Origin of the sequence: Micromonospora sp. NPDC049089 (assembly GCF_040648775.1) — a bacterium.
GTDB lineage: Bacteria > Actinomycetota > Actinomycetes > Mycobacteriales > Micromonosporaceae > Micromonospora.
In genome coordinates this window covers 17,187-36,626 of the sequence record NZ_JBEZEH010000026.1, presented here as the reverse complement: position 1 = coordinate 36,626, position 19,440 = coordinate 17,187, and the positions used below count along the sequence as shown (strand labels likewise).

The window sequence follows — 19,440 nt, the reverse complement described above, 5'->3', positions numbered from 1 at the left end:
ACAGGCCACCGGAATCCGACCGACGCGAGGCGGCGCTCCAATCCGGTGCTGCCGAGAGCACCGACCCGGACATCTACAACGAATCTTTGATGAGGGCCTTCGGCAAGGTCGAGTCAAGCGACTTGATCAATGCGATGGCTGGACTGAGCTGCCGTCGTCGCCCCAGCGCAAGAGCACCCGCAGCGGCGATAGCGGTCGCGAGTGCGTCGGGGCCGCCATGAACCTTCCCGGTTTCGTCGCCGTCCGCGTTCATAGCACGCCGCAGGACTGCGGCTCGCCTTCACCGTGGGGGATGGACCGACCTCATCGGTACGGCCGTACGCGGGGGGTTAGTCGAATTTCAGCGAGCACCGCTCGCTCGCAGAGTGCACATATCGAAAAGGTCCGGAAGATAAGGGCATAATCACTGAATTCATCCCTCAGGTAGGCGTGACCGGCTACCGCTATTCCGCTCTGCCGCAACAACTCCACTTGATCCTTCCGTCTCGCCCACCTGGCGCGCATTCGCCGCCGAACGGGCAGGCCTGACACCTGATCAGCGGCTAGTCAGAAGCGCGGGTGATCATGAGAATCGGCTAGTGAACTTTCCACAACAACCGTCGCCGCCTCCCGGCATGCCCGCCATGCCGAAAAAGGCAACCAACCCGTTCATTGTTGGCCTCGCCGCAGGTGCTGTCGCTCTAATCGTCGGCTGCTGCGGTGGTGTGGCCATCGGCCGAAGCATGGGCGAATCCGATCCTGAGCCTGCGGCAATCGCATCGATTCCCGCCGGCATTCCTCGGACCGACGCCGCCCCGAGCGCACCGATCACCGCGACGACGACCCCAACCACCACCAGCACGCCGACCACCCCACCAACTAGTGCCGTGCTGGCGGCTATCACGATGCCCAATGTGGTAGGGAAAAACGCGGCCGTGGCCGCAGACCAACTCCGTAAGCTCGGATTCACCGAAGTGCAGTACGGGTCTCAAGACGAGAACGACACCGTTGTGCTGCTCGCTTCGAACTGGACCGTCACCAAGCAGTCGGCCAAGGCTGCGAGCAAGGTGCCCTCCGACACACTGATTGTGCTCACCTGCACAAAACAGCGTTGACGGAAGAGGGTGGAACAACCGTGATTCTGTCGCGGATACGTCCTGTCGCGGCGAAACCCTCGGGATTCTAATCCACGTCACGGCTTGCGCCGACCTAGGCGGCGCAGGCCGAGACCGGATCAGGGAGCGGAACCTCGGCCTCCCGGGCCCGCACAACACGCCGCAGTTGCCGTACTCCACGCTCGAAACCATTTTGATGATTTCACCGACGTCGGAAAGGTTGCTGGGCACCATCGCCGGCGTACGGCGCGGATTGGGCAGCGAACGGGACAGCCCGCGCGATCGTCAGGTGTTGGCGATCCGGCGAGGAACGCAACCATGACAACCTCGCCTACCGCCGTCTGCTGTAACGACGGTGCGTATGTCATGCAAGGTTTAGGCGACCCTCCTGGTCGTACCGGAGGCGACCGCTGGTCAGGGCGACGTGCAGCCCGTACCGGAGCAGCTTGTCGATCTTTTCGGTGCGTCGGCGGTAGCCGAGCCGTTCCAGGCCGGCGCGCAGCAGCCGCTCCTCGTCCATGCTCCCTACCGACTGCAGCGCGTGCACGAGGGCGTTGGCCACCTCCTCGGGTGGCACCTCCTCGAACGCGCGGTCGTTGCTCGCCTGCGTGACCCGGAACCCTCGGTAGGTCTGCGGGTCGACGCCATCGGGCCAGGCGTACCGACTCACGGTCGGGTGCGTGTAGAGGCGGCGGGAGTCGACGAGGGAAAGTACGGCGGTGCGTCGGTCTTCCCGGGTCCGGAGGAAGCCGAACCGGGCGAGAGCGAGGCGTGCCAGCCGGTGCTGCTCGATGGGCCCTTCCGCCTCGATGATGTCGCGGAGCGCGTTCCGCATCAGATCGCGTATCCGCTGGTCGGTGGCAAGGAGATCGAGGTCGGCCTGGTCTCCGAGCGAGGTTGGGGCGTACGGGATGAAAGGGCTCGCCGTGATGGTGTCGGCGGCCGACGCCCCCGTGACCGGCACGGTGTCGGGTGCCACCGACGCACCCCGAAGGGGCTCTTCGTCCAGCGCGAGGCGCGGCTGCGGCAACTCGGCGGCCGGTGTCGGGCGTGGCTGCTCCACGTCCGTTGCGGGGCGCGGCTGCGGCAGCTCGACGCTCTCTGCGACCGCCGACAACTCGGCTTCGGGTTCGGCGGTCGTGGGGGTCTCGGCTCGGGTGACCGCGTCGTCGACCCGGTCGAGCAGCGCCGACCGGTCGTGGATCCACGCCGGCAGCCAGAACCGCACGACCTCCGGCCAGCCCATGATCGAGCGGAGGAGCGTCGGTGCGGAGTCCCGGTCGGCCACCGTCGGGCGGGCGCTCCAGTCCGGGCCGTCGAGCATGACGGCCACCTGCCAACGGGAAGAGCCTGGTCTGCGTACGGCGATGTCGACTGTGAAGTCGGAGAGGCCGTGTGAGGTACGGACCTCGTGGCCGCGGTCGCGCAGCGCCGCGGCCACCTCATCGCGGATCCGGCTGCGCCGCTCGGCGCGGTCGGTGGTGAGGTCGCCCAGACGGTCCGCGCCGGCGGCGGCCATCTCGCAGTACGCCCGCAGGTGCTGTGTGCCCAGCGCCGACGTACGGGACAGGTCGATGTCGGACGGGTCGAAGGACGAGTAGAGGATGACCTGGCGGCGGGCGCGGGTGATGGCCACGTTGAGCCGCCGCTCGCCGCCGGCCTGGCTGAGCGGGCCGAAGTTCAACGGGAGCTGACCTGTTTCCAGGTTGGTGGAGAAGGCCAGAGAGAACAGGACGACGTCCCGCTCGTCGCCCTGCACGTTCTCCAGGTTCTTCACGAAGATCGGCTCCGCGACCGCGCCGGAGAGGTGCTCGCGGATGATCGGATCGGTGCTCTCCTCCAGCAGGTTGAGGATGAGGTCCCGCTGCTGGATGTTGAAGGTGACCACGCCGACGGACTGGGTGGCGGTCGCCGGGTCGTGCAGCCGCCGGGTGATGTCCGCGAGGATCGCCCGTGCCTCGACCTCGTTGGTGCGGGATCCGCCCCGGTCGTACTGGCCCTCGACGCGCCGCCAGCTGACACCCGCCGAGCTGGCGGCACCGGGCGACGGGAGGCTGGAGAGTTTGTTGTCGTAGTAGTAGCGGTTGGAGAAGGCGATGAGGGATTCGTCGTGGCTGCGGTAGTGCCAGGACAGCCACCGTTGCGGCAGTCCCGACTCGACGGCCTCGCTGAGGATGCTTTCCAGGTCCTCCGGCACCGGGCCGTTGCCCTCGTCGACCTCGTCCACGCTGTGGCTGGCCTGCATGATGCTGCTCGGCGGCATCTGCCGGGAGTCGCCGACGACCACCACGGCGCTGCCCCGACCCATCGCGCCGATTGCCTCCGCGACGCGGATCTGCGAGGCCTCGTCGAAGATGACCAGGTCGAAACGTTGGCTCCCCGGTGCCAGGAAGTTCGCCGCGGACGCGGGGCTGACCAGCACGCACGGGGTCAGTGCGAGCACCGCGTCCGGGTACTGCTCGAACAGTTCCCGGAAGGACCGTCCGCCCCGCTTCCGGCGCAGCTCCGCCGCGAAGTCGGCGAAGCGGCCACGCCGGTCGGTCGGGCTGAAGGGGCGGCGACGGACCAGCACCGACGGCAGCTGCGTCGGCAGCGCGGACCGAAGCTCACCGGCGGCTGCCTCGAACTGGCTGATCTCGTCGTCGTGCAGTTCCGGGTCGAAGTACTGAAGTCCGCCGGCCCGTACCCGCTCGGCGAGGGACGCCGTCGCGACTCCCCGCCGGTAGACCTCCTCGGCGAGATGCGCGGGCACCTCGGCGCGCAGCAGCTGGTCCCGATAGTCGGTGAGACCGGCCGAGGCGAGCACGTCGGCGTGGGCCAGGACGGTCGCCCATCGGCGCAGCGGGAACAACTCCTCGCTCTGCAGCTCGTGCAGCCAGGCCGCGCCGTCGCGCTGCCACGCGTCGATCCAGTGCGAACCGCCCGCCCACAGGGTCAGCTCCGGCCCGCCCGAGCGCAACACCCCACGCCAGGCCCGCCATCGCGAGGCACATCGGTCGAGCATTGCCGCGTCGGCGTCGGTGAACCGGCTCTGGAACAGCTCCCAGGCCTGCGGGTGCTGGCTCAGCAGCGTCCGGCCAACCCGGGTCGCCTCGACCGCTTCCGTCAGCCGTTCCTGCGCGTTCGGGTCCGTGGGCAACCACTGCGACAGCCGCAGCCCACCGAGCCCCAGCAGGTGTTGGTGGAGCGCGGCGGCCTGCGCGCGGGCTGCGACCAACCGGCCGGTGAGCACCTCCACCTGTTCCACGTCGAGCGTGGCGCCGGCGACCAGATGCACCGCCAACCGGTCCGCGATGGCCTGGCGGCGCTTGCCCTTGCCGAACAACCGCTTCGCCGCCTCCTGGGCCTCACCGTGCCAGTCGGTCAGCTCCGGTCGGGCGAACACGTCCGGCCGGAAGGTGGCCAGCTCACCGGCGAAGCCCTGCTGGAAGGCCGCCAGGTTCGCCTGGAACCGGGCCACCGCCTCGTCCCACCGCCGGTCGCTGGCGTGCACTGTGGTCTGCCGGTCCGGCAGCAGTCCGCGTACGGCGAGCCAGGCGCCCGCCTGCAACTCGCTGACGGTCTCCGGGGCGGGCAGGGTCCGCAGCAACCCGACCAGACCGGGGTACGCGGCGAGGTCGGCGCGGAGGCGTTCCAGCTCACCGGCGATCTCGGTGACCGCCGCGCCGTGCAGCCCGTCGAGGGTGCGGCAGCCGCTGAGCGCCCACGGGTGCGCCGCCCGGAGCCGGGCCGACCGGGCGGCGGCGGGGAACTCCCGCAGTGTCGTCTCGACCTGCGTGCGCGCCTCGGCCGGTGCGTGCAGATAGGCCACCGGGATCGGGGCGACCGGGCCGTCCCCGTACGCCAGGGTCTGCTCGTAGGCCGACCAGAGTGACATCCCGACGGGGTTGGTGGTGTGCACCTGGGCCGGGTACTCGGTCAGTGGGGCGAGCCGCGTCCGGTAGGCGGTCTCGACAGCCGTCCACGTGCCGTCGCCGCCCTGGTCGTACTGGTCGAGGGCGTCCCGCAGCTGCTGGCGGATCGCGTTGAGGGACTGCTTGCGCCCGTGCAGGTCCAGCGCGAACGGCCCGAGGCCGATCTGCTTGAGGCGGCGCTTGACCACCTCCAGGGCGGCCTGCTTCTCGGCGACGAACAGCACCGACCGGCCCGAGCTGACCGCGCGGGCGATCATGTTGGTGATGGTCTGGGACTTGCCGGTGCCCGGCGGGCCTTCAAGGACGAAGGAGTGTCCGCGCTCGGCGCGCACGATGGCCTGCATCTGCGACCCGTCGGCGGGGATCGGCAGGTGCAGGTCCGCCTCGTCGACCATGACCTCGGCGTCGTCGGGGCGGGCCGGATCGTCGAACGTGGCGCCGGACGACTCGACCAGGTGCCGGACGACCGGGTTCTCCATGAACCGGGGCCAGTGGTCGGTGAGGTCCCGCCACATCTGGAAGGTGGAGAACTGCAGCAGTCGAAGGCTGGCGGTCTCGTCGATGCGGTAGTTGAGCCGGTTGTCGAGCAACCCCGTGTTGATCGCCGCGAGGGTCTTGGCGATGTCGATGCCGTGCTCGTCGAGGACCGGCCGCTCCAGCTCCGGGATGCGCACGCTGTGCTTGACCCGCAACCACTCGATCAGGCAGTAGTTCGGGCTGGCGACCTCGGTGCCGTCGATGACCATCGCGTACGGGCGACGGCCGCTGCCACCTTCGATGCGCACCGGTAGGAGGAACAGCGGCGCGTACGCCTCTCCCCCGGTCGCCTTCGTGTGGACCAGGGTGCCGATGGTCAGGTAGAGGTAGTTGCTGCCGGTCTCCTGCTCCATCGTGCGCGCCTCACGCTGCAGCGCGCGCATCGCGGTCTTGTAGCGGGCGTCGGTGACCGCGCCGTAGACCCGCCGGTCGGTACGCAGCTCCCGGGTCAGGATCTCGGCGTCGAGGTCCTGCGCCCGACGTGACCCGGCCAGCTCGTGGACCTGGCTGATGTCGTCCTGCGGGATGACCTGCACCTGACGGCCGTCGTGGATGAGGTCGTCGAGCAGGGCCAGCGCGCCCGCCGGCACGTGCAGGTCCAGGCCACGGCCACGCTTGGGCAGGTTGAGCAGCGGGTTGCGCAGGCTCAAATCGAGCAGCGACTTCTTCCACTGCTGGACGCGCGCCGGTGACCCGTCGGACTGCTGCGGCACCTCCTCGCCCTCGTCGGCGAACTGGCGCAGCTTCGCGGCGGCGACGCCGGGCGGAAGGTCGAGGGACGCTGTTATCTCCGGCGTCGCCTCGGCCTCGACTGCGGCTGGCGCGATCAGCTCGTCGGCTGACGGCAGCGGGCGGATCCCCGAGCGATGGGCCAGGTGTACGTCGACGACGCCCTGTATGCGTTCGCCGTCGCCGCGGAAGTGGCCGAGCCCGACGCGTACCGCCTCGGTGAAGGTCGCCGACTGCGCGCCCGGCCCGATGCGGGTCAGCTCGACCGGCACGGCCCGGCCGGAGTCCACCATCGAGATCAGCAGGTTGGTCTCAGTCACCGCAGCCGAGCCCAGCCGTTCCTCCTCCAGCAGGAAGCCACCGAAGGCGTGCCCCGCGCTGATGAAGACGAGCGGGTGCAGCCCCGCCGCCTCCAGACACGCGGCGTACGTGACGGACAGGTCGAGGCAGTTGCCGAGTCGCCCGTCGAGCACCGCCGCTGTCGTGCGCACCTTCTGGCCGGTGTTCTCGAACGACGCCGGCAGGGTCTGGTAGGTGATCTCGAGTTGGCGCAGCGCCTCGTACACCGCGCCGGCGATCAGCGCCGCCCGCTCCGAACCCTCCTGATAGCCCTGCAACGAGCCGGAGCCGGTCCGCGCGAGCAGGAGCTGGGCGGCCGCCCGCAGAACCGCCTCCACCGCCCGGGTGTTCGGCTGTACGAAGGCGGCCAGGCTGTCGTACAGGGCGGGGCTGTTGAACCACTCGTTGTGCGCCAACACTCGTGACGGGGCGACCAGCCGCAGTGTCTCCTCCCCCGCCTGCACTCGGAGGACGTAGTCGACAGGGAACGCCTCGTCGGTGCGGTACAGCAGCTTGCGGTCGGGCGTGAGGTCGCGGAAGTCGTCCCAGCTCGTGCTCGCCCCCGGTCGCAACGGCGTGGCGAGGGTACGCGTCCACGGCTCGGTCAGCGCCCCGTCCGGGCCGCGCAGCTCCAGCGTCAGCGTGACATCGGTCAGCGGCACCGCACCTCGGTTGACCAGCGTGAGGTGACGGACCAGCGGCACCCGGTTGTGCACCAGGGCGGCGTTGATCGCCGGCTGAACAAGCAGCCCAACTTCGAGCTGGTCGTCGTCGGCGGTGAACTGCGCGAAGACGCTGTCGGACATGGGCGTTTCTCCAGGTGGGGAGACCAGGGAGGGCCAGCCTAGCGGTCAACCAACCGGTGGAGAGGGCCCCGGCCGTACGACGATCTTGGAGGTCGTACGTCTGGGGCAGGATGTGCGCCATGACGACGCAACACCAGCACCTGGTCTACGGCCACGCCACGGCGCACGACTGCTTCGCCTTCGCCGACGCCGGCACCGCGACCGAGGAGGCCGCGGAGATCCGGGCGCTCGCCGCCGCGCGAACGTGGGGCGAGGCTCGCCAGGTCCGAATGACCCATCTGTCGCACCCCGCCGGCCCCGACTGCTACGAGCCGGAGGACGGGTACGCCGACGACAAGCCCTTCGACATCACCGAGGTGGGTGCGGTAAAGGACGGAACCTGGCCGCGGATGGTCACCGAGCGGGCGTTCACGCTGCTGCCGCAGGACCTGCAGGACCGGTACGGCAAGCGCCAGGTCACGGTCCATAGCGGCGACTACCTCGAGATCCCGCTCGCCGGCGAGGCCGAGCTGCTTGCGGAACTGCGCCGGCGCGGCTACGAGGTGACCCGCGACGACGAGCTGATCAACCTGCTCGACGGCTTCAGTTTGGGCAAGCTGGCCAGCTGACCGGCGCCTCGACGCAGCGGCGGCGTCGCCGGCTCGGAGGTCACCTCCGAGTCCGAGACGCCGCCGTATGGCCGGGCCAAGAATGCCGCTGCCGTCCCTGCCTGGTGCGGCTCAGGTGAAGGCGAGCGCCTTACTCAAGACCGGCAGGTCGAACGGAACCACCAGGCGCAGCGGCTTGTCGGTCCGCATCCCGTTCTGAGTGATGATTAGCGCCGTATTCTGTTGCCCGGCGAGCCGGCTTCGGCTGAGCCGGTCGATCGCCTCCACCACGGTGATCGCCCTGGAGACCAGCTCGGCGCCCTCCCCTGGCTCGGCAAACCTCAGCACCTGCCGAACCGGCTCCTCCTCGGCAATTCCCGTGTTCCGAGCCAGCTGATCGGCGAGCCACCGCGCGATGGCGTTGGTGGTCAGCACACCCACGTAGCCGTCGTCGTACACCGGCAACTGTGAGTACCCGAAGGCACGGACGTGCTCCAGCGCGGTGCTGATCGGGTCGTCCGGACGTACCGCGCAGACATTGCCGGATTTGAGGACGGTCAGCGCCAACGGCGGTTCGATGATCTGCTGTCGGAGATGCTCAATCTCCTGCACGACGGTCTCGACCGGGTCGGCAATCGGCCGGCCACCGTAGTAGGTGCCGTGGCTGATCGCGTTCCGCAGCGAGGCAAACGCGACCAGGGCATTCTTCTGCTGGTGCGACAGAGGCCTCCGCTGCCCATAGTCCCGGATCAGTTGGGCGAACCCGACCGCCACGTCGGCCCGCAGAGTAGAGCGAAAGTGCTTTTCAATGTCATTGAAGGCGGCGAGAAATCGCGCGCCTGCCGTCGTGATCGTCACCGGCGGAGCCTGCCACACCGAGGGCCACACCCGGACGGCCGGCGGGTGCTGTTCGCCGGCTCACATGGCGACGGCACTCATCATGACCGCGCCGGGAGCTTCGGCAGCTTGAACAGGTCTCGAAGCGCTTCACGTTGCGACGAATCCATCCGCGCCCAGTCCCCCTCGCGCAGCTTCGCTGGGGTGCTGTCGAGAACCGCCGCCACTTCGCCCAACGTTCGACGGACGCAATCCCGGTCGGTGCGGTAGAAGCCCATGGCCGCTCCCCCACGCTGGCGGCGGTCGAGAAACCTGACCAGCTGAACGCTGCGCGGGCGGATGAGTAACACCATGTCAGGCTGCACGAGCGAACTCCCGTCCGTCGCGGCCTCGCTGATGGCGATCGTGCCGTACCGGCCCCTGCCACCGGCAACCCTGTGCATCCGGTAGCCCGCCTGTGCCAGCGCGGTCTCCTCTTCAGTCCAGTCGACGCTTACCTCGAGGCCAACCCAGAGGTCGTACGGCTCGTTTGGCTCGAACGGCGGATCCGGGTTCCACAACACCGGACCACCAGCGGTACGGACCGGTACCGTCGACGCCCAATCGAGCCAAGCTTCGTCGATCTCGATTGCATTGACAGCCATCTCGTTGATGAACTCCCGAGCACTGACGACGACTGCAGCATCGGTGCTCTGGATCGCTGCCTCGACCGTACGGTCGGTGTGGGCACGCAGCGAGAGGTTGGCCGAACCCACGAAGGCGGTCCGACCGATGACGAAGACCTTCGCGTGCAGGGTCTCATGGGCATAGAGCAGGACGCCCTGTTCATACCAGTTCCGCAAGAGGCGAGCGGAGGTAGCGCCGCTGGCGATTGCGTTCCTGCTGCCGTTGACGACGATCAGGTCGCCTGCTTTCACCGGCAGCAGGTCGGTTGCCCCGTCACCCGCGTAGGCGACGGCAGCCTTGACCTTCCTGCCCTCGGCCTTCTGACAGATCGTGTGCATCACCTGGCTCGCTATGAATGGCACACCGCATCATGGCCCGTCAATTCGGCCGTGTCCACGGTGGTTCGCCGCCAGCTCCGCTCCCTCATCGACGCAAGCGACGGGAGCAGTCGCCGTCGTGGCCGTCGCGCAGGAGGCAGCGCCGGCCACCAGGCAGCCGAAGGTCGCAGAAGACCCGGTGGCGGACGAGCTGATGGTCCTCTTCGGAGACGGTGGTCTCCCCCGGGTCCGTCGTCGGCAGCACCAGCATCCACCGGCCGATGACCCGCGCCAGGCGTTGCGCGGCGGGCAGGTCGGTGGCGACCACGGGCAGGTGGATGACGTACCGCTGGCTCATCGGGCCTGGCCCTGCTCGTTGCGGGCGCGGGCCTGCTCGGTCTGCCAGCGACGCAGCCCGGCCTTGATCCGGGCGGTCTCCCGGCGGCTCTCGGCGAGCGCGGCGTAGACGGCGGCCATGTCGCCGGCGACCCGGTCGAGGAAGGCGTAAACGTCGTCGGGGTTCAGACCGCGACGTCCGAGCCCGGTCGGTGCGAAGCGGCGCTCGCGCACCTGCCATGGCAGCAGACCGGTGTACGCGGCGGAGCGGTAGGTCGCACCACCGCTAGCCGTCCCTGGTCGCTGGTTTCTGGCGTTCATGTCTGCCTGCCTTCCTGATGCGGAGGGGCGAGGGGTTCGGGAAGCACGGCGGCCGATCGGGGGACCGGACGGCCGCCGTGCTGTGATCAGCCTGCGACAGTCCGGAGTGGCAACGCAACGTTCTAAACCGCAATTTCGCTGCTGTGCATTGACTTTCTTTGCTGCAACCCGTAGGAGTTGCAGGAGCAGGTCACGCAGTGTTGCGTGTTGGAACCAGGGAGTGTGCGGATGCCCGAAGACATCGGATCGACAGTGCCGCGCCGGCAACTCGGCCGGCTGCTGCGACAGTTCCGCAACGAGGCCGGGGTGACGCTCGACGCCGCCGCCGAGGCCCTGGAGTACAGCCGGCAGAAGATCTGGCGCCTCGAATGCGGCCAGGGCTCGGTCCGGGTGCTCGACGTCAAGGCGATGTGCGAGCTGTACGGGGTGTCGCCGGAGATGACCGAGGCGATGCGCGGGCTGGCGGCGGAGACGAAGTCGAAGGGCTGGTGGCACGCGTACGGGGATGCCGTGCCGAGCTGGTTCGAGCTGTACGTCGGTTTGGAATCCGCCGCCGCCCACCTCCGCCGTTATGACGAGTCGCTCATCCCTGGACTCCTGCAGACCAAGGAATACGCCCGCGCGCTCTACCGCCTTGGCGGAATGCTGGGCGAGGAGGAACGCGAACGTGCCGTACAGGTCCGACTTCAACGGCAAGCATTGCTCTCTCGGCGTTTGCCAGCAGCTCCCAGGCTTGAGTCGATGCTGTCTGAGGCGGTCCTCCGCCGTGGCGTTGGCGGCTCACCGGTCATGACCGAACAGCTCGCTCACCTCATCAAGCTGTCCGAGCTACCGAACATCAGCGTCCGGGTGCTGCCACTGGCAGCAGGCCCCCAGCCCGGAGCGGTCGCGGGATCGTTCGTAATCCTCGACTTTCCGACGACCAAGGGTGGCCGCGCCGCGCCGGAGCCGTCCGTGGTCTACAGCGAGTCGTTGACTGGGGCGCTGTACCTCGACAAGCCCGACGAGTTGGCCGCCTACCAACGCGTCTGGCGAGGGCTGGATGCGCTGGCCCTCGGCGAGGCAGAATCGACTGACATGATCAAGCGGATCGCTGGGGAGATGCGGCATGACTGACCTGACCGGCGCCGTCTGGCGCAAGAGCACCCGCAGCGGCGACAACGGCGGCGACTGCGTCGAGGTCGCCACCAACATCCCCGGCATCGTCGCCGTCCGCGACTCCAAGGATCAAGCCGGACCGGCTCTCATTTTCGGCCCAACCGCTTGGTATGCCTTCGTCGGCAGCGCCCGCCACAACACGCTAAGCCACTGAGGCCGAAGGCCTGTTGCGCAGGCGGAGCAAGTCCAGTGAGCTGGTGCCCGGTAGGTCCTCGCGGCTGACACGGCGTACGGGATTGGCCGTGAGGCGGGCCGCGATGACGATGTCGATCCTGCGAACCGGCGCGTCCGTCGTCGCAAGTGCCGAGGGGGCAGGAACAAAACGACCTGCACCTGGACGAAGGCGTCCCGGTGCTGGGGATCCACCACCGTAGGGCAAGGTGGAATGTAAGGCCCGGCGACCAGGTCGAGCTGATGCGCCCGACAAGGAGTTAGCCAGAGCAGCAGTAGGACTTAGCGGTCGTCCTGATCGGCGTCGCCTGCGTCCTGTGGATCGTCGTCCTCCTCTGCGAAAGCTTCAGGCGCCTCAACGCCCCCGGTCAACTGTCCCGCATCAACGTCCCGCTGCGCCTGCTTGCCCATGGCCTTCTCAACCAGCTCGAGCAGAGCCCGCCGACGCGCGAGGAAGAACGCATCGAAGTCGGCGGCCCGCAGTTCCTTGGTGTCGATCAGGTGGGCACCGATGATCGTGTCAAGCTCATCGGAGCTAACGGCGGCGGCGCTTTCGAGCTTCGGCACATAGGTTGCAGGCGAGGCTCCGCCGATGAAGCGGTTGGTCTTTCCCGCTAGCGGCGTCTTGTTGATGATGCTCTCCCTGAGATTGCGCGAGATTCCGTTGTCATCGCACCACTTCTTCGGGAAGACGTGGTGGATATCAACGTCGAGAGCGACGTACTGCGTGTGGTCGAACGTCTGGTGGTATCTCCAGTCCTTGGCACCCCCGGCCATCAGGAGAGCGTGCAAACCCTTGTACGCCGCGGACTGCCGCGTCCGCAGCGACAGAAGCCGGGACTCAGCGAAGGTCGCTCCCGACACGGTGCCCGGTTGCTGGGTCGTGGTGTCCGAAGACGTTACAGCCCGCGCCCACGCCGGAACCTGGTCCACGTCGCGTGCAAAGCGGGTCTCCGTAGCGCCTCCGTAGAGCTCGCCGAGAATGCCACACCAGAACCACTGGCGCAGACGGCTGCGGACCCCGTGGATGGTCGCAGCCTCCCCAAGGATCACGCGGATCACCGCTAGAGGCACGAGTTGGGTCGGGTAGGGAATGTCGCGCGCGCGGTGGATGTGTTCGTCTCGGAGGAACTGCGCAACCCACACGAGCGCCTCCCGCACCTGCTCAGCCCAGGCCAGGTACTGGCTGAGCTCAAGTCGCAGGACGTCCTCCTTACGAGCGGAGGTGAACGACGACCCGTGAGCGGTGACGAGCAGGGTGACCGCTTGAAGGAAATCAGTGTTGCGGATGCCCTTCAAGACAGGATGGGCGGCAATGAGCTGCTCAGTGAGGTGCCAGTCGTCCTTCAAGCGGAAGTCGTCCCCGTGCTGGGCGAAGTAAGCGGCGTCGCCAGCGAAGGTCGCGGTCAGCAGCTCGAATACGTTGAGGGGAAGTCCTCCAGTGTTGACCTTTTCGAAGACCGTGGCAACCGCTCCCTTGGTCGTCGATTTGTCCAATTCGATAGCAGGGATCTCGTAGCTCTGCATCGGTGTGAGAACCTCGCCCTGGAAGCGCTGAATAAGCGCTCGTCGCGCCCCCGCATCACCCGCCTCTCCGGGGAAGTTCCACAACCAATCGAGTTGACCGGGCGAGTCGTAAATCAGGCGGAAGGGGAAGTAGCCGTGTTCGCGCTCCTTCTCCGGCGTGGACACGTCGAGGCGGATGTCCTTGCCGAAGTTGGTCCGCTCGATCCCGTCGCCTGGCAGGATCACCACCGCCTCGTCCCGACGCGCTGGGTCCTCCAAGGCTCGCTCAATGTCGATGTAGAAGCGCCGCTGAACCTGCTTCTTCCGGGCGTCCTCCGTGTCGACCACGCCCGAGCCGGTCAGTGACTGGTAGAGCGACGTCAGGCGTTGCTGCCCGTCAAGGAGGAGCAGATCCGGCTCTGCCTTACTAGACGTCGGGGGAGTCCCCTCGATCGCCTTTGGCTTGAACCGCACCTGGTCGTTGCCGGTTTGAAGCAGCATCAGCACGCCAAGTGGGTGACCCAAGGTCACTGTGACGAGCAGGGACCTGATCCGCTCCTCGTCCCACTTGTAGCCGCGCTGAAAGTCAGGTAGCTGGATGCTGCCGCTACCGGCCTGTTCCAGAAGCTTGGACAACTTGTACTGCGGCGTCTGGAACCCCACGATGCTCCCCGGAACTATCGGCTGACAGTCCGGCCAGGCTACCTACACAACCTCCGGCCCACCGCCCGCTCGATGGTCAGGTATGCGACAAGGGCGTGCGCTCGGATGAGCCGAAAGTCCGATCGATAAGTCCACAGCGGTAGGTCGACGACCACGGCCCCGCTGCCACTCACCATCCGGGGCGGCCGCCAATCAGTTCGAGGAAGTCCAGTCATCCTTTTGTCATTCGAGTAGGACAATCGGCCAGCTCTAAGGGCTTTTCCGCTGTCATTAACATCTGATCCTTCGCACTGGAGAAGGGCTCGCGCCCAGCTCTACGACGGCTAGGTGCCGGTCCTCGACCTGACACCTGAAGCTCGCGAAGGGCCCTGCGCCGAGTCGACCAGTAATCGCACTGCGGCCGAGCCACAGCAACCCTTGGCCGGACCAGAACACACCCTCGGCTTGCCAGACAGACGCATACATTTGATAACACGGGTTATCAACCTGCATTCGCTTTGCGCGATGGCTACCGCTACAGTGAGCCCTTGATCGCGGAGGAGGTGTGCGTGGCCGTTGAGCTGATGTCATACGGCGAGATCGCCCGGTTGGCCCGGGTTGAGCGCCCCGTCGTGACGACCTGGCGGCGCCGACACCCCGACTTCCCCGCCCCGATCCCCGGCAGCAGCGGTCAGCCACTCTTCCCCGCCGACGCCGTCATCACCTGGCTGCTGGACCGCCAGCTTGGCAACGCCGACGCCAACAGCTTGCGCGCCGAACGCGCGATGCACTCGCTGGCCGCGTACGCCCGTGAGCACGACGGTCGCCGCCTGGTGCTATCCCTGGGCGCCGCCCTCTGCCTGCGTCACCTTGCCGGACGGCCACTGCCGGCCGACCCGCTGCCGCTGGCCGAGCGTTTCGACCCTGATGACGAGTTCCTGCTCACCAACCTGCGGGAAGCCCCGGCGTTGACCGATCTTCCGGGAATGGTCGAGCAGTTGATCGAGGGTGCCTACCAGGCGAGCTCGGCGTATCAGTTCCTGCTCGGCAACTGTGCTCGCTTCGGTTGGCCAGAACTGGCCACCGACGCGCTCACTCCCCATCTGGTCACGCTGATCCGGCTCGCCGCCGACGTGCCGGGTCGGCTGCGCACCGACGGCCATTTGACGGTTGGTGACCCTTACGCATGCGCTGGCGATCTCCTTGCCGCGCTGCTGGTCGATCAGGAGCCGGACGCGTTGAGTTTCAACGCCGCGCAGCCGGACCCGGAGTTGGCCCGTCTGATCCGCCGCCGCCTGCTGCTGGCTGGCGTGCCCGAGTTCAACTTCGCGGTGCTTTCGGACGACCTGAACGACGAGTTCGCCGACGTGAATGCGATCGTCACAAGGCTTCCATACCAGCCCGCCGAGCTCTGCGACCCGGCCGAGGATTTGGCCAGGATCGGCGACATCGCCGATCGGCTCGGCCCCGGTTGCACCGCCGTCGTGGTCGGCCCCGCCGCGAGTCTGGTCGACTCCCTACGCGACACCGACGCAATTGCCAAGCGGGCTAACCTACTGACCAGTGGCCTCGTCGAGGCCGTGGTGGGTCTCCCTGGCGGTGTCTTTCCCGCCCGCCCCGGCCACTCCGCTGCGCTCTGGACGCTGACCCGCGATCCCGTCCCGGATACCCAAGGCCGCCTACTGCTGGCCGACCTCAGCGGAGGCGCCCTGGATCAGCGCGTCGCGGAGGCTGCGGCCCAGGACATCCTGTTGTGGCGCGGCGAGGGACACCGGCGTGACGGCCACGACCCCCGAACGGGCCTGGTGGTCCCGCTCGACGCCCTCGACCTGCGCCGTGGCGCGGCGCTGCGGCCGCCAGGCCCGGCCTCGGTAACCCTGCGTTCCCGGCAGGCCGCAGATCGGCCCGCGTTGATCGGTGAGGTCGAGCGCCGTCTCACCGACGCCGAGCAAGAGACGATTCGGTACGCCGAGGAGCACGGTGCTCTGAACACCGGGGCGGTGCAGCGTGACGGACGCCGGCCGAGGGAGTTGTCCCTCGGCGCACTGCGCACGGCTCGCCGGGTCCGTCTCCTCCCGGGGCACCGCCTGTCACCAGAGCATGCCGGGCCGCGCGGCCACCATCGGGTCATCGGCGCGGTAGAGGTGGTCGCACAATCGTCGAAGCGCTGGATGGACCGGCTCAGGCTCGCCGCTCACTATCCGCACGTCGCCCTCACGGAACCGGGTGACCTCGTGGTTACCGGCGTGCCCGAGTTCGGTGTCTTCCTCGACGAGGACGGTTTTTCCGTGATCGAGTTTCCGGCCCGCGGTCTGCGTATCTCCCCCGGCGACGCCCTCACCCCTCGGGTGCTAAAGGGGCTGTTGGACACCGCCCGCAACACCGCACGTAGCCCAGGCGCGGTGCACGGCCCCCGGCTGAGCGACGTGACGATTCCCGACCTGAGCCGGGACGAGGTGACCCGCCTGGACGAGGTGCTGCGCTGCCTCGACGAACGTGAGCGCCTACTGCGACGGCAGACCGCCCTCCTCACCGAACTGCGCGAACTCGCCGTGACCGGCTTCGCCGACGGCACCCTCACCACTCTGTACGGTACGAACTCCTAAACGAGAGAACGGAATACCCAGTGCCCCCACGCAAACGTGCCAACGGACAGGCCGAGCTGTTCGGCGTGTCCAGCACCAAGCAGATCCAGGACATCCTGTGGAAGGCCGCCGACAAGCTGCGCGGCTCCATGGACGCCGCGCAGTACAAGGAGTTCGTCCTCGGCCTGGTCTTCCTTAAATACGTCTCCGACGCGTTCGCCGAGCGCCGCGACCAGATCGCCGGCAGCCTCTCCGACATCCCGGAGAACCGCCGCGCCGAGTTCCTCGACGAACGCGACGAGTACACCAGCGCGAATGTCTTCTGGGTCCCGGAGAACGCCCGCTGGGACTATCTGCTGGAGAACGCGCCCAGCGGGGTTGGCGAGCTGCTCGATGACGCCATGGACGCGATCATGCGGGAGAACCCGGCGCTGACCGGCGTCCTCCCGAAGATCTTCAATCGGGACAACGTCGACCAGAAGCGGTTGAAGGAACTCGTCGACCTGATCAGCGACGCCCGCTTCACCGGCCACGGCGACCGTAAGGCGCAGGACGTCCTCGGCGAGACGTACGAGTACTTCCTGGAGCGCTTCGCCCGCGCCGAGGGCAAGCGGGCCGGCGAGTTCTACACCCCGTCCAGCGTGGTGCGGGTCCTCGTCGAGGTGCTGGAGCCCTACGAGGGCCGGGTCTACGACCCGTGCTGCGGATCCGGCGGCATGTTCGTGCAGTCCAAGAAGTTCGTCGAAGCCCGCGCCGGCCGCGACCACACCCACGACATCGCCGTCTACGGGCAGGAAGCCAACGAGCGCACCTGGCGGCTGGCAAAGATGAACCTCGCCATCCACGGAATGGACCCGGCCGGCATTGGTGACCGCTGGGCCGACACGTTCGCCGACGACAAGCACCCAGACTGGCGTGCCCATTTCGTCATGGCGAACCCGCCATTCAACATGAGCGACTGGGCGCGCCGTGAAAACGACCCGCGCTGGCGCTACGGCGTGCCGCCGCAGAGCAACGCCAACTACGCCTGGCTCCAGCACATCCTCTTCAAGCTCGGTGACAGGGGCAGTGCCGGCGTCGTCCTCGCCAACGGCTCGATGGCCGCCAAGCAGTCCGGCGAAGGCGACATCCGCCGTGAGATGGTCCAGGCAGACCTGGTGGCCTGCATGGTGGCCCTCCCGCCGAACCTATTCCGCACCACCGCGATCCCCGCCTGTCTCTGGTTCCTGACCAAGGACAAGACCCCGCAAGGCGCGAAGGCGCTGGCCGACCGGCGCGGCGAGATCCTCTTCATCGACGCCCGCGCCCTCGGCACGATGGTCGACCGCACCGAACGCGTCCTCACCGACGACGACATTTCCAAGATCGCGGACACCTACCATGCCTGGCGCGGCACCAAGTCCGCCAAGACCAAGGGCCAGACGTACGAGGACGTGCCCGGCTTCTGCTACTCCGCCAAGCTCGATGAGGTAGCTGCCCACGACCACGTCCTCACTCCCGGCCGTTACGTCGGCGCCGCCGAAGCCGAGGAGGACCCGGACGCCGAGCCGCTCGCCGAACGAATCGAACGCCTCACCAAGGATCTGTACACCCGCTTCGACGAATCGGCTCGCCTGCAGGCCATCGTCCGGGAACGCTTGGAGCAGCTACGGTGACCGGTTTCAAGGCCGTCGTGGCGGCCGAACTCGAAGCCGCCGGCAAGCTCCTGGTGCAAGACGGAAACCACGGTGAATACCGGCCGCGTCCGAGCGAGTTCAGCGATGTTGGGACCACCTTTGTACGAGCCGCCGATATGGCGAACGGGCGCCTTCTGTTTGACAAAGCGGGGAGAATCAATGAGACCGCTTTGAGGAGAATCAGGAAGGGCATCGGTAAGCCTCAGGACGTGATCCTGTCGCACAAGGGAACGGTAGGAAAGGTCGCTTTTGCCGACGCAGATTGCGAGCCGTTCGTCTGTTCGCCACAAACGACTTTCTGGCGGAGCCTCGATCATGAAGTGATCGACCCAAGGTATCTCTTCTTTGCCATCAGGTCACCCGGCTTCATCTCACAACTGCGAACGATCGAGAACGAATCCGACATGGCCGCCTATGTCCCCTTGACGCAACAACGACGGCTCGCGTTGTCAGTACCCCCGATCGTGGAGCAGCGGAAGATCGCGTCGATCCTAGGTGTCATAGATGACAAGATTGCAGTCAACGACCGCATCGCCACCACTGCAGACTCGCTCATAAAGGCAAAATACGAGCGGGCCGTGGAGCGTGAATCGCGCCTGGTAGCACTACCATCGGCACTCCGTTTAACTTTCGGCGCACCATTTCGCTCCAGCGCATTCAACACGAATACGGCCGGCTACCCTTTAATACGCATTCGAGATCTAACAACATTCAGCCCACAGATCTGGACAGAGGAGCGACTGCCTCGTGATTTTCTAGTAGAAACGGGGGAAACCGTAATCGGCATGGACGCCGAGTTTCGGCCAACGTTCTGGCTGGGCGATGCCGGGCTCCTCAATCAGCGGGTAATGCATGCCACTTCACTCATTGGCGGCGGGCCAGTATTTGCCCGAGAAGCCCTGCGGGCACCGCTAGCCAATGTGGAATCGTACAAGACTGGCACCACGGTGGCGCACCTGAACAAGTCGGACCTTGAACGTCTGGAGGTGCAGGCTCCTGCGGCGTCGGCCATGCACGCCCTAGAGGAAGAAACAATGCCATTGCATGGCATAATTGTTGAGCTCGCTAGGCAGAATCGAGCTCTAGTAGGCATTCGAGAAACGTTGTTGCCCGAGTTGATGTCGGGACGATTGCGGGTCAGGGACGCCGAGAGGCTTGTCGAAGAAGCGGTTTAGGTAAGTAAACGGTTCACGGGGAGGGGTTGTGATGGGTGCGGGCG

General features: G+C 67.1%; 13 protein-coding genes and 1 pseudogene. 8 read left to right on the top strand and 6 right to left on the bottom strand.

The window, feature by feature from the left end:
• Positions 1–148: 148 nt before the first annotated feature.
• Together AB0B48_RS07230 and AB0B48_RS07225 are read left to right on the top strand one after the other, a co-directional pair.
• A pseudogene (locus AB0B48_RS07230) lies at positions 149–247 on the top strand (DUF397 domain-containing protein); the annotation flags it as partial.
• A 331-nt stretch (positions 248–578) separates the two neighbouring features.
• Positions 579–1,094 (top strand): PASTA domain-containing protein, encoded by a 516-nt coding sequence (locus AB0B48_RS07225; protein WP_357197208.1) that lies wholly within the window; start codon positions 579–581, stop codon positions 1,092–1,094.
• 364 nt (positions 1,095–1,458) lie between these two features.
• Here the strand turns inward: AB0B48_RS07225 and AB0B48_RS07220 are convergent, their stop codons facing one another.
• On the bottom strand, positions 1,459–7,419 hold the full coding sequence (locus AB0B48_RS07220; RefSeq protein WP_357197206.1) for a DUF4011 domain-containing protein: 5,961 nt from the start codon (positions 7,417–7,419) through the stop codon (positions 1,459–1,461).
• A 119-nt stretch (positions 7,420–7,538) separates the two neighbouring features.
• Between AB0B48_RS07220 and AB0B48_RS07215 the strand changes: the two genes are divergently transcribed.
• A complete protein-coding gene (locus AB0B48_RS07215) occupies positions 7,539–8,027 on the top strand; it encodes a hypothetical protein (RefSeq protein WP_357197203.1) in 489 nt (162 codons plus the stop codon).
• 111 nt (positions 8,028–8,138) lie between these two features.
• Here AB0B48_RS07215 and AB0B48_RS07210 read toward each other — a convergent pair whose 3' ends face one another.
• The 4 genes from AB0B48_RS07210 to AB0B48_RS07195 form a co-directional block, all read right to left on the bottom strand.
• Positions 8,139–8,864: a CBS domain-containing protein gene (locus tag AB0B48_RS07210; RefSeq protein ID WP_357197200.1), complete on the bottom strand. Its 726-nt coding sequence runs from the start codon at positions 8,862–8,864 to the stop codon at positions 8,139–8,141.
• A gap of 80 nt (positions 8,865–8,944) precedes the next feature.
• Positions 8,945–9,847 (bottom strand): phospholipase D-like domain-containing protein, encoded by a 903-nt coding sequence (locus AB0B48_RS07205; protein WP_357197228.1) that lies wholly within the window; start codon positions 9,845–9,847, stop codon positions 8,945–8,947.
• 85 nt (positions 9,848–9,932) lie between these two features.
• Positions 9,933–10,184 (bottom strand): hypothetical protein, encoded by a 252-nt coding sequence (locus AB0B48_RS07200; RefSeq protein WP_357197197.1) that lies wholly within the window; start codon positions 10,182–10,184, stop codon positions 9,933–9,935.
• A complete protein-coding gene (locus AB0B48_RS07195; RefSeq protein ID WP_357197194.1) occupies positions 10,181–10,483 on the bottom strand; it encodes a DivIVA domain-containing protein in 303 nt (100 codons plus the stop codon). The genes AB0B48_RS07200 and AB0B48_RS07195 overlap by 4 nt, the downstream gene beginning before the upstream one ends.
• Before the next feature lie 228 nt (positions 10,484–10,711).
• Here AB0B48_RS07195 and AB0B48_RS07190 point away from each other — a divergent pair, with 228 nt between their 5' ends.
• Both AB0B48_RS07190 and AB0B48_RS07185 read left to right on the top strand, forming a co-directional pair.
• Positions 10,712–11,599, top strand: a complete 888-nt coding sequence (locus tag AB0B48_RS07190) for a helix-turn-helix transcriptional regulator (RefSeq protein WP_357197191.1) — start codon at positions 10,712–10,714, stop codon at positions 11,597–11,599.
• The gene (locus AB0B48_RS07185) at positions 11,592–11,795 is read left to right on the top strand and encodes a DUF397 domain-containing protein (protein ID WP_357197188.1); all 204 of its coding nucleotides are present in this window, start codon (positions 11,592–11,594) and stop codon (positions 11,793–11,795) included. The genes AB0B48_RS07190 and AB0B48_RS07185 overlap by 8 nt, the downstream gene beginning before the upstream one ends.
• Positions 11,796–12,094: 299 nt before the next feature.
• Here AB0B48_RS07185 and AB0B48_RS07180 read toward each other — a convergent pair whose 3' ends face one another.
• Positions 12,095–13,981, bottom strand: coding sequence for a DUF262 domain-containing protein (locus AB0B48_RS07180; protein WP_357197185.1), 1,887 nt, complete (start codon positions 13,979–13,981; stop codon positions 12,095–12,097).
• 548 nt (positions 13,982–14,529) lie between these two features.
• On the opposite strand from AB0B48_RS07180, the gene AB0B48_RS07175 reads away from it, so the two are divergent.
• Genes AB0B48_RS07175 through AB0B48_RS07165 form a run of 3 tightly spaced genes read left to right on the top strand, consistent with a single transcriptional unit; the run spans position 14,530 to position 19,396 of the window.
• The gene (locus tag AB0B48_RS07175; RefSeq protein WP_357197182.1) at positions 14,530–16,566 is read left to right on the top strand and encodes an SAM-dependent DNA methyltransferase; all 2,037 of its coding nucleotides are present in this window, start codon (positions 14,530–14,532) and stop codon (positions 16,564–16,566) included.
• A gap of 20 nt (positions 16,567–16,586) precedes the next feature.
• A complete protein-coding gene (locus AB0B48_RS07170; RefSeq protein ID WP_357197179.1) occupies positions 16,587–18,200 on the top strand; it encodes a class I SAM-dependent DNA methyltransferase in 1,614 nt (537 codons plus the stop codon).
• A complete protein-coding gene (locus tag AB0B48_RS07165) occupies positions 18,197–19,396 on the top strand; it encodes a restriction endonuclease subunit S (protein WP_357197176.1) in 1,200 nt (399 codons plus the stop codon). The genes AB0B48_RS07170 and AB0B48_RS07165 overlap by 4 nt, the downstream gene beginning before the upstream one ends.
• Positions 19,397–19,440 lie beyond the last annotated feature (44 nt).